Origin of the sequence: Pectobacterium peruviense (genome assembly GCF_003312355.2) — a bacterium.
In the GTDB taxonomy this organism is placed as follows: Bacteria; Pseudomonadota; Gammaproteobacteria; order Enterobacterales; family Enterobacteriaceae; genus Pectobacterium; species Pectobacterium peruviense.
The window spans coordinates 3,929,480-3,945,440 of sequence record NZ_CP161826.1; the positions used below are offsets into that span (position 1 = coordinate 3,929,480).

At 49.7% G+C, this 15,961-nt stretch carries 14 protein-coding genes; 7 read left to right on the top strand and 7 right to left on the bottom strand.

Features of this window, described 5'->3' with window-relative positions; translation table 11 throughout:
* Positions 1 to 3: 3 nt before the first annotated feature.
* The 5 genes from DUT67_RS17730 to DUT67_RS17750 form a co-directional block, all read right to left on the bottom strand.
* Entirely contained in the window at positions 4 to 1,470 is a 1,467-nt protein-coding gene (locus DUT67_RS17730) for a mannitol dehydrogenase family protein (protein WP_113627258.1), read from the bottom strand.
* A gap of 103 nt (positions 1,471 to 1,573) precedes the next feature.
* Entirely contained in the window at positions 1,574 to 2,944 is a 1,371-nt protein-coding gene (locus DUT67_RS17735) for an MFS transporter (protein WP_113627257.1), read from the bottom strand.
* 326 nt (positions 2,945 to 3,270) lie between these two features.
* Entirely contained in the window at positions 3,271 to 4,293 is a 1,023-nt protein-coding gene (locus tag DUT67_RS17740) for a Zn-dependent oxidoreductase (protein ID WP_113627256.1), read from the bottom strand.
* 29 nt (positions 4,294 to 4,322) lie between these two features.
* Complete coding sequence (gene manD / locus DUT67_RS17745) at positions 4,323 to 5,537, bottom strand: D-mannonate dehydratase ManD (protein WP_113627255.1); 1,215 nt, start codon at positions 5,535 to 5,537, stop codon at positions 4,323 to 4,325.
* 169 nt (positions 5,538 to 5,706) lie between these two features.
* The gene (locus tag DUT67_RS17750; RefSeq protein ID WP_048258915.1) at positions 5,707 to 6,606 is read right to left on the bottom strand and encodes a LysR family transcriptional regulator; all 900 of its coding nucleotides are present in this window, start codon (positions 6,604 to 6,606) and stop codon (positions 5,707 to 5,709) included.
* Between the two features lie 277 nt (positions 6,607 to 6,883).
* Here DUT67_RS17750 and DUT67_RS17755 point away from each other — a divergent pair, with 277 nt between their 5' ends.
* The 6 genes from DUT67_RS17755 (at position 6,884) to DUT67_RS17780 (ending at position 13,467) form a co-directional block, all read left to right on the top strand.
* Entirely contained in the window at positions 6,884 to 7,849 is a 966-nt protein-coding gene (locus tag DUT67_RS17755; protein WP_113627254.1) for an alpha/beta hydrolase, read from the top strand.
* A 535-nt stretch (positions 7,850 to 8,384) separates the two neighbouring features.
* Positions 8,385 to 9,083, top strand: a complete 699-nt coding sequence (locus tag DUT67_RS17760) for a 4Fe-4S dicluster domain-containing protein (protein ID WP_113627253.1) — start codon at positions 8,385 to 8,387, stop codon at positions 9,081 to 9,083.
* A complete protein-coding gene (nrfD, locus tag DUT67_RS17765) occupies positions 9,076 to 10,038 on the top strand; it encodes a cytochrome c nitrite reductase subunit NrfD (protein ID WP_113627252.1) in 963 nt (320 codons plus the stop codon). Before DUT67_RS17760 ends, nrfD begins: the two co-directional genes overlap by 8 nt.
* Positions 10,039 to 11,415 (top strand): MFS transporter, encoded by a 1,377-nt coding sequence (locus DUT67_RS17770; protein WP_113627251.1) that lies wholly within the window; start codon positions 10,039 to 10,041, stop codon positions 11,413 to 11,415. It begins immediately after the preceding gene.
* 65 nt (positions 11,416 to 11,480) lie between these two features.
* The gene (locus DUT67_RS17775; RefSeq protein WP_113627268.1) at positions 11,481 to 11,828 is read left to right on the top strand and encodes an FMN-binding protein; all 348 of its coding nucleotides are present in this window, start codon (positions 11,481 to 11,483) and stop codon (positions 11,826 to 11,828) included.
* A gap of 109 nt (positions 11,829 to 11,937) precedes the next feature.
* Complete coding sequence (locus DUT67_RS17780) at positions 11,938 to 13,467, top strand: FAD-dependent oxidoreductase (RefSeq protein ID WP_048258910.1); 1,530 nt, start codon at positions 11,938 to 11,940, stop codon at positions 13,465 to 13,467.
* 230 nt (positions 13,468 to 13,697) lie between these two features.
* Here DUT67_RS17780 and alkB read toward each other — a convergent pair whose 3' ends face one another.
* The gene (alkB, locus tag DUT67_RS17785; protein ID WP_113627250.1) at positions 13,698 to 14,354 is read right to left on the bottom strand and encodes a DNA oxidative demethylase AlkB; all 657 of its coding nucleotides are present in this window, start codon (positions 14,352 to 14,354) and stop codon (positions 13,698 to 13,700) included.
* An 18-nt stretch (positions 14,355 to 14,372) separates the two neighbouring features.
* A complete protein-coding gene (locus tag DUT67_RS17790) occupies positions 14,373 to 14,828 on the bottom strand; it encodes an Lrp/AsnC family transcriptional regulator (protein ID WP_113627249.1) in 456 nt (151 codons plus the stop codon).
* A 201-nt stretch (positions 14,829 to 15,029) separates the two neighbouring features.
* On the opposite strand from DUT67_RS17790, the gene DUT67_RS17795 reads away from it, so the two are divergent.
* Positions 15,030 to 15,884: a DMT family transporter gene (locus DUT67_RS17795; protein WP_048258907.1), complete on the top strand. Its 855-nt coding sequence runs from the start codon at positions 15,030 to 15,032 to the stop codon at positions 15,882 to 15,884.
* Positions 15,885 to 15,961: the final 77 nt, after the last annotated feature.

A 15,961-nucleotide genomic window follows, 5' to 3' on the forward strand; every position in this document is an offset into this window, starting at 1 on the left:
ATCCTACCAATCCGTCGCCTGCAATGTCTCTTTCACACCTTTAGCTAACAGCGATAAATAGTGCTGCGTCACGGCTTCCACAAAAGCGGGATTCTGCGGTAAATCCTCACCGAAAATCGCCGTCAGCGCCAGCAATGCAACGACACGGCTTTCCCCTTCCATACTGTTTTGCACCGTTTCGGCAATCGCCTCTTTCAGCGGATCGCTGATTTCAATCGGTTGCCCTTGCTCATCCACACCGCCGACATAGCGCATCCATCCCGCTACGCCGAGCGCCAGCGCATCAAAACGGCTACCTTTCGCCAGATGCCAGCGGATCGAATCCAGCATCCGCTGCGGCAGTTTTTGCGAACCGTCCATCGCAATCTGCCAGGTACGATGTTTTAACGCCCGGTTACGATAGCGATCAAGCAACGCACCGGCGTAGGCGGCAAGATCGACACCCTGCGTACGTAGCGTCGGTGCCTGTTCACGTAGCATCAGATGGTGCGCTGCCGCGACCAACGCGCTGTCCTGCATGCACTCGCTGATATGCTGATAGCCAGCAAGATAGCCGAGATACGCCAGAAACGAGTGGCTGCCGTTGAGCATGCGCAGTTTCATTTCCTCAAACGGCAGCACATCCTGTACCAGCTCCGCACCAGCCTTTTCCCATGCGGGACGACCGTTAACGAAGTTATCTTCAATCACCCACTGGAAGAACGGTTCACAGGCGATCCCAGCCGGATCGGCGACGCCCAGTTGCCCTTGGATTGTCTCCAGCGTTTCTTCGGTAATGGCAGGGACAATCCTGTCCACCATGGTGGAGGGAAAGGTGACGTGCTGTTCAATCCAGCGCGCCAGTTCGACATCCTGCTGTTCCGCCAACTGTACGATAACGTTGCGCGTAACGTGCCCGTTCTCCGGCATATTGTCGCAGGACATCACGCTGAATGCCGGTAGCTGGCGTTCCCGTCTGCGTTTGATAGCAGCCAGAATCACACCGGGCAGGGAGCGTGGTTCTGCGGGTAACGCCAGATCGTGGCAAATCAGCGGATGTTCACTATTCAACTGCCCCGTCGCCGGATGGTGGCAATAGCCTTTCTCCGTTACGGTAATCGACACGATGGCGATATCCGGTGCGCTTAACGCTTCCAGCACCGCCTCGATGCCTTCGACTTCCGCATGCAGTGCGGTCGTCGCCACGCCGATGACCCGACTATTCCAGCCGCTGTCCGCCATTTCGGAAACCGACCACAGTAAATCCTGCTGGCGAATAGCCTCAATCTGCTGCTCGCCGCCAATCAGATTAATTTCGCAATAACCCCAGTCGCTGCTCTGCTCCGCCGCCAGTTTATCGGCACAGACCGCCTGATGCGCCCGATGGAATGCGCCAAAGCCAATATGCGCAATACGTGTTTTTAGCAGGCGTCGGTCGTAACGCGGCACCGCAACCTGCGGTTTAAGGGTAGAAAACTCATTAATACTCATCGTTATCCCTGATAGGTGATTCAAAAAATACGTCTACGCCCTAAATAATTCGAGTTGCAGAAAGGTCAACGCCCCTGCAACTCGAACAATGACAATCTGAACGTTATGCTGCGTCGTCTAATTCATCTAAATCGCGATCTTTGACTTCCGGCATGCAGATAGCCGCGAATAAGCCAATCACGGAATAAGCAATCAGCATCACAACAATCGGCCACCACGAACCGGTCATGTTGCAGAAAATACCAGCTAATACCGGACCAAAACCAACGGCAACCAAACCACCGGTTTCTTTGGCAATCGCCATTTGCGTAAAGCGGCTACGTCCGCCGAACATTTCTGCCAGAGTGATATTCTCCAGTGCAAATAATCCCAGCACCGCAAAGTTATGAATAATGATAATGCTGACGATAATGACATTAACGCTATTCTCTTTATCAACGATAAGAGAGAGCATTGGGTAGGCTAACAATATCGCCGAGATATTCAGAATAATATAAGGCACACGACGACCGATTTTATCTGACAACCATCCTAAGAATGGAATGGTGATGAAACCGATAATAGAGCTAATCATCAAGGCATCTGTCGGAATATACTTCTCGAACAGCAGCGTTTGAACCAAATACCCAGCCAAGAAGGTCTGAATTAATCCTGAATTTCCCGCCTGACCGAAACGCAACCCGACTGCCAGCCAAAACGCTTTGCCTTTGAACATCGACAATATGGATTTTTGCTCGCTTTGCTCAACCACCGGAGCAGATGATGGATCTTCAGTACCAGAGACGTCATTGCTGACTTTCTCAAAGACTGGGCTTTCCTTCAGGTTCATACGCAGCCAGATCGCGAATATCATCACGACGACGCTGGCCAGGAACGGTACACGCCAGCCCCATGCCAGTAACTCTTCTCTTTCAAGGGTGAAAAACATCACGGCCCAGATAGCCGTAGCGCTGAGCGTGCCGCAGTTGGTGCCCATGGCAACCAGTGAGGAAATAATCCCGCGTTTCCCTTTCGGCGCGTATTCAGCCAGCATGGTGCCTGCACCGGAAATTTCAGCGCCCGCCCCTAGCCCTTGCACAATACGCAAGGTCACCAGCAAGATCGGTGCAAAAATACCAATCTGTGCGTAGGTCGGCAGCACACCGATTAACGTGGTACAGATACCCATCATGGTGATGGTAATAAAGAGCACTTTCTTTCTACCGATGGAGTCACCCATGCGGCCAAAAATAAAGGCACCGACAATACGTGCAATATAGCCTGCGCCATAGGTGCCCATTGCCAGAATCAGCGCCATCGCCGCTGATTGTTCAGGGAAGAATATTTCATGAAAGACCAGCGCCGCCCCGAGCGAATACAGTTGGAAATCCATGAATTCTAATGCCGTGCCCAGCCAGCCGGACACCGCCGCTTTAACTAAGTCAGAGGTACTTCTTGCAGGTTTATTTTGTCCAGATGCTATTTTCGTATTCATATATATACTCTCGACGTTTTGTAATTATGGTATATCCGTCATACTTCAAGCTGCATGTGCGTTGGTTTACTCGCTCCCCCCAGTCACTTACTTATGTAAGTTCCTGGGGATTCACTGCGTCGCCGCCTTAATGCAACTCGAATTATTTAGGGTATAAATAACAGTAAGTAAAGTTACTGTTCATCATGGTGTCGCAATCCACTCCAGCCCGTTATTTATGGTCTGGAGTGATTAAGAGAGAAATAATTACTTCAAAGGAATCATTATAGTTTTCTGTAATCGATAGTGTGTTTCCCTTTTATATATCCCCTGTTGCCAATAACGTGTCATGCATCATTAAACGTCAGCAGGACTTTGCAGCAGCGTTTTTGATCTTTTTCAAAGACCTCAATCGCTTGTACTACCTGCTGATAATCAAATCGGTGTGTGATCAGCTTTGCCGGATCGATACGTTTCTCTTTCAGCCACTCAATCACGATAGGGAATTTATTGGCATTCAAGCGCGATGAGAAAATGGAGAGCTCTTTGCTGGTGATTCCCTGTTGACTGATCTGACAAGGTTCGCTGGAAAAGCCCATGATGGCGATACGCGCCGCAGGAGAAGCAATCGTAATCGCTTCCTGCAAAATAGACGGATGGCAGGCGGCATCAACGATCAGCGTAGGCTTGATATTCAGCGCCTCCAACTCATCTTTTAATGACAGCGACGCATTGTTGATGACCCTGTCCGCTCCGCTACGTAATGCCATATCCAGACGTTCAGGAATGCGGTCAACGACGATCACTTCTTTCACGTTGAACACGCCTTTCAGTACCTGAACCGAGGTCAACCCCATCGGCCCTGCACCATAAATCAGGGCGATGTCCTGTTCTGTCGGTTTCACCTGCGCGGTCACGTTGGCGGAAATCGTAAAAGGCTCCACCATCACAGCAAATTCATCAGGAATCTCATCGGGAATGACGTGTGCATTCTTCGCCGGTACGGCAGTGTACTCGCTGAACCCACCGTCACGATGCACGCCCAGCACCACCAGCGAGGTACAAACGTTCGGCTTACCGATTGAACATGGGTAGCAGTGGCCACAGCTCACCACCGGATCGACCGAGACGCGTTCGCCCAGCCGAGCGGCATCCACACCGTCACCGACCGCCTCAATCACGCCGAAAAATTCATGTCCGATTACGCGCGGGTACTTAGCGAAAGGGTTATGCCCGCGATAGATGTGGCTATCGGAACCACAGATACCCGCCAGCTTCACTTTCACCCGAACTTCACCTGCCGCTGGCTGTGGAATACTACGTTCTTCAATCACCAGCGCATTTGGCTGCTGTATCACAATACTTTTCATGTTTTGGCCTCTAATTACCCATTCGACTCTTACCAATTCCACAATGTGCCGTCTTCCAGACGGGCAACCGGCAAATACGCGGGGTCATAGGGATATTTGGCCGCCAGCTTTTCATCAAACTCAATGCCTAAACCTGGCTTTTCGCCTGGGTGCATATAGCCGTTATCGAATGTCCAGCTATGTGGGAATACTTCCAGCATTTGCTCCGAGTAACCCATATATTCCTGCACGCCAAAGTTTGGCACCCAGAGGTCAAAATGCAGCGCCGCCGCCATGCAGATAGGCGACAGATCCGACGGGCCGTGTGAACCGGTGCGCACCTGATAGAGCGAGGCAAAATCGGCGATGCGGCGCATACCAGTAATCCCACCCGCGTGGGTAATGGTGGTACGGATGTAGTCGATGAGCTGTTCTTCAATCAGTTGCTTACAATCCCAGATGCTGTTGAAGACTTCTCCCACCGCAATCGGCGTAACGGTGTGCTGACGAATGAGACGGAAGCACTCCTGATTTTCCGCTGGCGTCGGGTCTTCCATCCAGAATAGACGATAGTCCTCAACGCTTTTACCAAAGCGCGCCGCTTCAATCGGCGTCAGGCGATGGTGCATGTCGTGCAGCATGTGTTCGTTGAAGCCAAATTTGTCGCGTACGGCTTCAAACAGCTTCGGCGTGAAATCGAGGTATTTTTCCGTGGACCACAGTTGTTCTTCCGGCAAGCTGCCTTTTGTTGCAGGCTCATACGCCAGCCCTTTGCCTTTCGCCATGCCGTAGGTGGTTTTCATGCCGGGCACGCCGCACTGCACACGAATCGCTTTATAGCCCAGGTCGCGATGCTTGGCGTAATCATCCAGTACTTCATCAATCGAGTGACCCGTCGTGTGGCAATACACCATCACCCCCGTGCGCGATGCGCCTCCCAACAGCTGATAGAGCGGCATGTTGGCGGCTTTAGCCTTGATGTCCCACAGCGCGGTATCGACGGCCGAAATCGCGGACATGGTTACCGGGCCACGACGCCAGTACGCGCCTTTGTAGAAATACTGCCAAATGTCTTCGATCTGGTGCGCATCACGGCCGATAAGCTGCGGACACACATGATCTTTGAGGTAAGAAGCGACCGGCAGCTCACGCCCATTGAGCGTCGCATCACCAAGGCCGGTTAATCCGCTGTCTGTCGTAATCTTCAGAGTGACAAAGTTCCGCCCCGGGCAGGTGACAAACACTTCAGCGCTGACAATCTTCACGTTACTTATCCTTCTATGCATGTAGTCATTCGTTTGTGCTGACTACCATACAAGTATATTAATAACGATAATTTGAATCGCCTCACATTTATTCACATTTGCAACATTTACCTAAAACGTGTGAATAGTGGGAAGCGGAAGCTGAATGAATCGAGGGAGGTAAAATGCGCTACCGAACAGACTCGCTGTAATCTTGCAGGAAATCCAAAAACAGGCGCACCATGGGGATGTTCACGCTGCGTTTTAGATAGCTAATAGCAAAAGTCCTTTTTAACTGCTCTTCCAGCGGAATAACCGCGACATCGTAAGCCGTCAGGCTTTTGGCGACAGACGAACAGAGGAAGACCACGCCGGATAGGTTCATCACCAGATCCATAATGATGTCCATGTTGCTGCATTCACGAAAGTAGCTGGGGTTGATGCCCTGTCTGGTGAAGGATTCAGAAACAGCGGCATGCTCCCCCGTCCCTTTCTGCGGAACGATCAGCTTTTCTTTTACCAGCTGCGGCAGGCTTAGCGTTTTATTATCAGCAAGGGGATGCGACGTCGCCATCACGGCAACAATGTCGTCAATCTGGCAAATGGTGTGATGAAACAAAGGATCGTTCAGGTATTCATCGAAAGGCGTCGAAAAAGACAGATGGATCTCGCTATTGCGCACCCTTTCCAGCAAATCGGTGCTCACGCCGTCAATAAAAGAGATATCAATATTGGGGTAGGCTTTCTGAAACAGGTTAAACATATTGTAGTGGGCCAGACGATTAAAAATCGGGATTACGCCAACCAGCAGTGCGCCGTCCGTGCTTTCCTCATAGCTGCTAACGAACTGTTCCAGCTCATAATGTTCTTTAATCATTCCCTGAATTTTGTCAGCAAAGATCTTCCCAAATGGCGTCAGAGAAAACTGTCGAGTGGTTCTGTTAATCAGTTTTCTTTCCGTTTCAATCTCCAGGCGCGCGATTTCCTGTGACAAAAAAGCCTGAGAGATATTCAGCGCTTTCGCCGCCTTGGTGAAACTCCCGACCCGGATGAGTTCCTGATAATAAATCACACGCTTTATACTAAACATTGTTTTATATTACGCATCAACTGCCTCATTTATAACTAACCACAATAATAATTATATAGCTTTGTAAATAATCAAATGTGATTAGATGCACATTTAATTAATGAGAAATAACGTTAATGGTAGATGTAGTCAACTTATTATCAATAAGGAAATAGTTGATTAGCTAAGGCGGCACATCAATAATATTAAAGATTTTTTAATATTATCTTTACAAATAATAACATCACTCCTCACAAACCAAAAAAGTTTACATCCCCCTAACAAAAGGACTTAAGATATGGATTATTCGAAAACAACAAAAATAGGGTTAGCAACCTTGGCAATGATGAGCACCACTGCAATCAATGCAGCACCGAATCAACATGACATCACCGTAAAGCAGGAAACCACATCGGTGAAATTAATCTCTGACGTCGTTTATTCTCAGGTATCGGTGCGGGGCTATCCGAATGTTGCATTAAAAATGGATATTCTTCAGCCTGAAGCGAAGAAAGCACTCCCCGTCGTATTATTCATTACGGGCGGCGGATTCGTTAATGCCAATAAGGATAATTACCTGCAACAGCGTCTTAACCTTGCCGAAGCGGGTTATGTGGTTGCTAGTATGGAATATCGTGTCGCCCCTACCGTTCTTTTCCCCGCGCCGCTGGAAGATGTAAAATCCGCCATTCGTTATCTGCGCGCTAATGCGAAAAAATTTGGTATTGACGGCCAACATGCGGCGGTTTTCGGCGCTTCTGCGGGTGGCTATCTGGCAGCATTTGCCGGGGCAACCAATGGCTCGAAAGCCTACGATAAAGGCGATAATCTTGACCAAAGCAGTGATGTGCAGGCCGTGATTGATTTCTATGGATTATCCGATCTGACGCTCGTTGGTGAAGGCTTCCCTGACGATGTCGTTCAGAGACACACGTCGCCTTCTGCAACAGAAGCTATCTGGGTCAACGGCACGTCGGTATTTAATGAGGGTGGCGCAATCACCCGCTATCCTGACAAAGCCGCAGCGGCTAACCCTATTAACTTTATCAACGGTGCGACGCCTCCATTCCTGATCATGCACGGTACAAACGATACGGTGGTTTCTCCACGCCAGACCGAGCGCCTGCATCAGGCTCTGACGGCGAAAAATATCGAATCGACCTATTATAGCGTTAAGGATGCAGAGCACGGCGGACCACATTGGTTGCAACCGGACATCATGCAGATTACCGTCCGCTTTCTTGATAAGCACTTAAAACCCTGATACCAACCTACCATTAATATTTTCTATTCTTAATTATTTATGTTACATAAACGTTAGTGACAAATAAGCACTAACGTTTTTTATTTGTTGCAAACAAAAGACTAACCTCAATTTATACGCCATCATTATCGGATAAAAAAACGTATAATCTGACATACATCAATTATTCACTATCATCGCGAACGGAAAAAATAAAAAAAACAAACCACTCCAATGGAAACGCTGCCTCCTAAAAACAACCCTTCTAAGAAATAAATAAAAAAAACCAATTGAATGGCATATATAACAAATCGATGTTTGTTATATAGGAAACTACAAAAAAACAAATGTGACCAAACGCACACTTAGCCTTTTATTGCCATGCTCCAATAAAACCACAATAAAAACGTGGCCTATTCATTATTTCCATCGTAATTATGGGTCACTCTTTTCTATTAGCATCACACTGCGAACGATTAACATTATTATTGGGTTAATAATGTCTATGACAGATAGGGGTTCGCACGGCTATCACCTCAATGTGAAGATTTATGATATGGAAGAGTTATCTCGCCGTCGTTTTATTGCCTATATGGGAAGTGCGATTGCCGTTAGTGGAAATATCGGTCTCGCACAAGCGCAAAATGAGCCAGAAAAGCCGCAGGCTAAAGTAGCCGTTAAATATGGCTTATTGCATAACGAGATGCGTTGTATCGGATGCAAAGCCTGTATCAAAGCCTGCAAAGAGACGAATAACGTCCCTGACGGCGTAACCCGGCTGGACATACTGCAAACCGTCGACATTCCCGCCGTCGAGAAAACGCGCGCCATCAAGCAATTTTTCCGTAAGTCCTGCCAGCACTGTGAGAATCCGCCCTGCGTTGCCGTCTGCCCAACGGGCGCATCCTTCAAAGATGCGCTCACTGGCATTGTCGACGTCAACGATAAGCGCTGCGTAGGCTGCCGCTACTGTATTGCCGCGTGCCCTTACCATGTGCGTTTCATCAACCCCGTCACGAAAACGGCAGACAAATGCAATTTTTGTCGGGAAAGCAATCTGGCAGCAGGGAAGCAGCCCGCCTGCGTAGAAATCTGCCCCACTAAAGCGTTGGTATTTGGCGATCTCAACGACCCTGAAAGCAACATTTCTAAGATGATCGAGAGCAACGCGACCTACCGCTCCAAGGTTTATCTGGGCACCGAGCCTCAACTCTATCGTATTCCTGGGAAACGAGGAGCAATCGACAATGCATAATGCCTTCACGTTCGACACGCTGGTCTGGGATTGGCCCATCGCCGTTTACCTTCTTCTGGTCGGCATTTCGGCGGGGATGGTGTCGCTGTCTCTGCTCCTCAGGCACTACGTTCCCACCGAATACCACGGCAGTAATCGCATGATCAAAGCCACGGCCATCGTGGCACCGCTCGCCGTGATCCTCGGGCTGGTGATTCTGATTTTTCATCTGACTAAACCGCTGACCTTTTGGTATTTGATGGTTTTTTACAATCCCACCTCCATCATGTCGCTTGGCGTGATGCTCTTTCAGGTGTATTTCGTCGTGATGCTGTTATGGCTCATTACGCTTTATCATGACGTATGGCTGACCCAGCTTGAGACCGTCTGGCACCGTCCCGCACTGGCTGCACGAGCGCGTAAGTTAACGGCGATTATCGTTAAAAATGCCGCGATAATTGAAAACCTGCTGCTGGTACTGGCCGTCCTGCTCGGCTGCTATACCGGTTTCCTGTTGTCCGCGCTGAAATCGTTCCCGTTACTGAACAACCCCGTTCTGCCCGTCCTGTTTTTAGTATCCGGTACGACATCCGGTATTGCCGTCATGCTGCTGGCCAGCGCGTGGGGGCATCAGGCATCAGGGAATTCACGCTCCCTGCATTTCATCCATCGTGTGGAAACCCCGGTGGTGTATGCCGAACTGTTCCTTCTGCTCGCATTTTTTGTCGGGCTGCTGCTTGGCGGCGGGCAAAAAGTTGTCGCCGCCCAGACCGCGCTATCGGGCTTCTGGGGAGGCGTATTCTGGATTGGCATTATCGGCATCGGCATTGTGATCCCCTCGATTATCAATCGGGTACGCAAACCCTCTGCCCATTCCGGCAAAGGGCAAGTGATTACCTTAGCCGTCATGAGCCTGTTCGGCGTGTTCCTGCTACGACTGTTCGTGCTTTATGCCGGACAAATGACGGTGGCCTAAATGAATACGTCATGGGTCTTATTCTGGATTGCTTCCGCCACCTTTTTCATGCAATCCCTGGATACCACCATGGTGTATATCGCCATTCCGGCTATCGCACAGTCGCTGCATCAGCCGGTATTGCATATGGAAACGATCGTGATTTCTTATATTGTCACGGTCGTCGCGTTTACGCCGGCCAATAGCTGGCTGGCGGAACGACTCGGAGAAAGGAAAACCTACCAGATAGCAATTGCCATTTTCACGCTCGGTTCGCTGCTGTGCATGACGGCTACCACACTCGGCAGTTTAAGCGTTTACCGCTTTATTCAAGGCATCGGCGGTGCGCTCATGCTGCCCATCATCAGAACCGTGATACTGCGTACCACCCCGCAGAGCCTGAAATTACGCTTTCTTAATCGGGTGACCTTGCTGGGATTACTCGGCACCCTAATCGGCCCCGTATTTGGTAATATTCTGGTTAGCTTTCTTTCCTGGCAGGCTATTTTTCTCGTTAATATTCCGCTGGCTTTCGTCTGCTTTTTTCTGGCAACCAAATATATTCCTGTTGCGACGATTAAAGAGACGTCACGCACCGGTGCCTATGAAGTCGCCTTTCCCATTTTGATGCTATTCCTTGTGGCCTTCATGTTAACCACCGCCACAAGAAATATACTGCCAACGTTCGTCATGTTATTCCTATCTTGCAGCACGCTGGGTTTGGTTTTTATTTATTACCGGCAACATCTCATTGCAGAGACCGCATTATTCCCTCGCGCCCTGTTTGGCATCAGAACTTTCTCTATCGGCATTATTGGCGGCATTGTGACGCGAACGCTACTGGCATCAATACCCGTCGTGCTCTCACTCATGCTGCAAACGACGCTGGCCTGTAAACCCGCAGAAACCAGCCTGATTCTGCTGCTCTTTTCCAGTGGTGCATTGCTGTCAAAGTTGCTGTTCGAGCCACTGGTCAAGCGTATCGGCTACCGACGATTGTTGATGCTGACGACCGGCATCACATCGCTGTGCGTGCTTGCCTTGAGTGTCGCCGTGCAAGAGAGATCGATGCACCTCATCGGTATTATCGCCATGCTCTTAGGTGTGCTGATTTCGACGTTATATTCAGCGGAAAGCACACTGGCTTTCAGTAATCTGAATAACAGCACGTACCACAGCGGTAATAACCTGTTAACCATTAGCCAACTGCTTTCTGTCATGCTCAGTATGACGCTGACGTTTCCGATATTACGCGTTCTTTCTCAGTTCGAAATCGCTCTCAATCTTAACCATTTCAGCCTGTTATTTTTATTACTCGGCATTGGGTTACCAATTTGCTGCCTGATATTCAGGCCCCTCAATAACGACGACGGCTATCACTTTATTCATGGGAGATAACTTTATTTATGGGAGATAACGTAGTTATTCACCGTATTCATTCAAAAACTAACGGAACTATTGATATGAAAATATGCTCAGGAATCCTTCCACTTTGTTTGTTATTCGTCATGGGAACCGCAGTCGCACAAGACGGAAATTTTAAAGCTGGCACCTACTCTGCCGCCAGACAGGGTATCGGCGGCGATGTCACCGTCACGCTCGATATCGATGCACAGGGGAAAGTCCTCAAATCGACGATTGATGCCCCAGAAGAGACGCCCGAAGTCGGCGGGGAAGCGGCAATTGAACTCGCAAAAACCATGACCGAAAAGCAGAGCATACAGGTTGATGGCGTGTCGGGTGCCACGATGACCAGTGGCGCAGTGCAAGAAGCGGCGGAAGACGCGTACTCACAGGCTAAGGCGAATTAATACCGTCGGTTCTCCACGTGCAACGCTCTCCATGCGCGAAACACGGCAGCGGGAACGCGGCGATAACACACCGTGTTGTAAGAATATTAATAACATCAAGGAAAACATCATGAAACGCTTCAGAAAAAGTGTACTCGCGACGCTCTGCCTCTCGATGATGAGCTGGTCTACCGCACAGGCGGCGGATGCGGCAAAGCCGGAAATTCCGAAAAGTGCCGACATCGTTATTATCGGTGCAGGCGCGGCTGGCACCTCGGCAACCATGGCCTCCGCAGAAAAAGGGGCGAAAATCGTCTTACTGGAAAAACAGCCGATTGTCGGTGGCACAGGTAACTTTGCCGAAGGCATCTTCGCCGCCAACAGCAGCATGCAGAAACGTCAGGGGATTATAGTGACGCCTGATATGGCGTTTAAAACCATCATGGATTACAGCCACTGGATGGCAAATCCCTTCGTGGTTCGCGCCTTTGTCAACCGCTCGGCGGACACGATTGAGTGGGTGAAATCGAAAGGCATCAAGTTTGAATACATCGGCCCCGGCGGCCCCGGCGGTATGTTGACCTGGCATGTGATCGACGGCCCCGGCCACGGACGCCACCTGATTAAGACATTCCATGAGCAGTTTAAAAGTATGGATGTCACCACGCTGGTGAAAACGGCGGGTAAAGATCTGGTCGTGAAAGACGGTAAAGTCACGGGCGTCATTGCACAAGATAGCGATGGCAACACTTTCCAGATAGACGCCAAGGCCGTCATCATCGCCACTGGCGGCTACGCCAACAATAAAGAGATGCTGCAAAAATACGCCGCCTTCCCCGATACCATTATGGTTGGCAACGTCGGTAAAGACGGTGACGGGATTAATATGGCCTGGAAAGCCGGTGCTAAACCGGACGGTCTGGGTCTGCTGCAAGCCTATCGTCCCGGCCTGCCAGACTACGCGCCTAACTCTCACCTGTTAGCCGCTGCGCGTCAGCCCTATCTGTGGATTGATCAGCATGGTCGCCGCTTTACCGATGAATCCAACGTCATCATCTGGCCACACTCCGGTAACGCGTTGTCAAAAGCAGGCGGCATTATGTACTCCATTTTTGACGAGGCATCCCGTAAGCATTACGTCGAAGATGGTATTGATGTACCGATTGGCGAATGGGTTATCGCCAATACCAAGCTGACTAAATTCGATAGCGAATTTACGAAGGAAAGTCAGAAAAATCGCGGCTTCGTCTTCAAATCCGCCACCGTTGACGGACTGGCGAAAGAGATGGGCGTTGATGCCAGCGTGCTGAAAAATACACTGGAAGAAAATAACAAGTTTGCGACACAAAAACGGGATGACGTGTTCAACAAAAACATGGATTACCTGCGTCCAATAAAAACCGGCCCGTTCTATGCGGTGAGAATGCAACCCGCCGCGCTGGGCACCTTGGGTGGCGTGAAAATCGACGAGAAAATGCAGGCGATAGATAAATCCGGTGAGGTCATTCCGGGCCTGTACGTGACAGGTAATGATGCCGCTGGCATGTATGGCGACACCTATGACCTGCTGTTAGGCGGCGGCACGTTTGGCTTTGCGCTCAACTCAGGTCGTATTGCGGCAGAAAGCGCCCTTGATTATATGAAGTTCAGCAAGAAATAAGCTCGTCCCTTAAGTCTACTGCAGTTCGTTTAAGTATCGAGATACACGGGGCGACCACAGGGGTGAGGCGTCCCTGCGGGAACCTCCCCCTGTGTTTCCCCTAACAACGGGCTTAAGCGATCAGCATTATGCCCCTAAGCCAGCCTGTATGCCGATGTAGGCTGGCTATCTATTTAAAAGGAATTCACTCAAACACAAACGAAATCCACGGTAAGCAGCATAGCGCTCTCTTATCCGGCTTTACGAAACGTCAGATTAAAACGACATTCATCAGGCATTCCTTCCGGTAAGGTGCCATTTTTCAGCGGCAGAATACCGTGGAAATAGAGCCGCGATTCACCGCCCCAGACCACCACATCGCCGTGCGTCAGCGGAACGCGCTGTGCTTTATCGCTACGAGCCATGCCGCCAAACAGGAATGTCGCACTAAGCCCCAGCGAAACAGACACGATGGGCTGGTGAAAATCCCGTTCGTTTTTATCCTGATGCAGAGACATGCGCGTACCGACATCATAGCGGTTGATCAGACAGGCATCCGGTTCAAAATCAGCAAAACCGGCTTCGTTCGCCGCCTGCTGCGCCAGTCGGAAAAAGACCTCCGGCATAGCGGGCCACGCTTCTCCGCTTAGCGGATCGTGTGAAGTGTAACGGTAGCCCTGTTCATCCGTCACCCAGCCGAGCTGCCCGCAGTTACTCATCGCCACCGACATAACAAAGCCGCCCGGCGTGACCATATTACGCAGCGGTGCGCGCGCAATGACGGTTTGCAGCGCCGCCAGCAACGCTGGCGCATCGTCATAGGCGCGACCACGCAAGATCAGCGCACCCGGTGCTAACGTTTCTGTCCAGCGACGCGGTGCTTCATCGGCAAATAAATCAAAATTCACGGTATTTAGCCTATCTCACTAGGGAACCAACGGTGTCCCGCCAATGTGTTTCATCACAAGCGTAGTCGACGTTTCTGCGACACAAGGTATCCCCTGAAGCTCAGTAGTGACAAAATCCGCCAGCGTGTCCATGCTCTTTACCCATACTCTCAGCATGTAATCACTTTCTCCTGTCACAAGCATACATTCGGTGACTTCTTCCATGCCTTTCACCGCGTTAACAAACTCCCGATGCGCGCCAGGATTAGGGCGAGACAATTTAACTGAAATCAGAACACAAATCCCCAGACCAAGTGCACCGGGATTTAGCTTTACAGAATATCCCTCAATCACCCCAGCCATTTCCATCTGCCGGATACGTCTCCCACAAGGCGTAGGCGAAAGCCCGATGCGTTCTGCCACCTCTGCTGTAGTCATTCTGCCGTTGCTGACCAAGGTAGCAAGGATACGACGATCGATAGCGTCTAATTTCATACTTAGCCGTTTCCTTCAAAAAAGAAAATATCTTGCCGCTTTACGTCAATTTAAATGCATTACATGAAGATGTTTGCACACATCCACCACCCTGTCATTGGTAAAATTTACCGCGCTAACGATACCAATGATGGCGGCAAAACCGTTTTTCTAAATATTTGCCAACGTGTTCTTTTTTAACTAAGAAATAGCGACACCATAATGAATAAATCCGTTCACCTGCCATTACTGGCTGTTTTCGTTTCGCTTATTTCTATCCAGGTAGGGGCTGCTTTTGCCAAAAGTGCCTTTTCCGTGGTGGGACCATTTGGTATGTCTGCGCTAAGAGTGGGTATCGCCATGCTGTTGCTCGCTGCAGTATTTAAACCCTGGCAATTACGAACGGACAAAAAGGGATGGAAAACTCTCGCCATCTACGGTGTGATGATGGGGGCAATGAACATCCTCATCTATATGTCATTCAAATACATTCCCGTGGGCATCGCCATTTCCATTGAAGTATTGGGGCCACTCACCGTTGCAATGCTCGCTTCGCGCCAAAAATCCGATTTGGTATGGATCAGTTTTGCCATTCTTGGACTTCTACTACTACCGTTAGGCAGCCAGAATGGTTCCCTAGATCCACGCGGGATCGCCTACGTCATAGCCGCCGCTTTTTGCTGGGGAATGTATGTACGAGTTGGCAGCAAAGCGGCAGAGTTTGGTAGTCGTGGCGTTGCTATTGGCACTGTTTTTGCCTCACTGTTTATCGTACCAATCGGTATTTATCAGAGCGGCTTTGCACTTCTTATTCCCGATATTTTCATGCTCGGTTTTTTGATTGCGATTATGTCGAGTGCGCTACCTTTTTTACTGGATATCTATGCGCTGCGCCGCTTATCTAGCAATACCTTTGGAATTCTGATGAGTGCATCGCCCGCCGTCAGTGCATTATCTGGTTTTTTTATATTGGGAGAAAAACTTAGCTTCGCTCAATCTAGCGGCATACTGGCAATTACCGTTGCCTGTATGGGAGCAACGTATTGTGCAAAATCAAAGACGGTGAAAAATAAATGAGCAAAGAGAAAAACGAAAAACTCACCATGCCATTGAATAATTTCAGGGCTGCGTTACGTTTAGGAGATGCCGAAGCC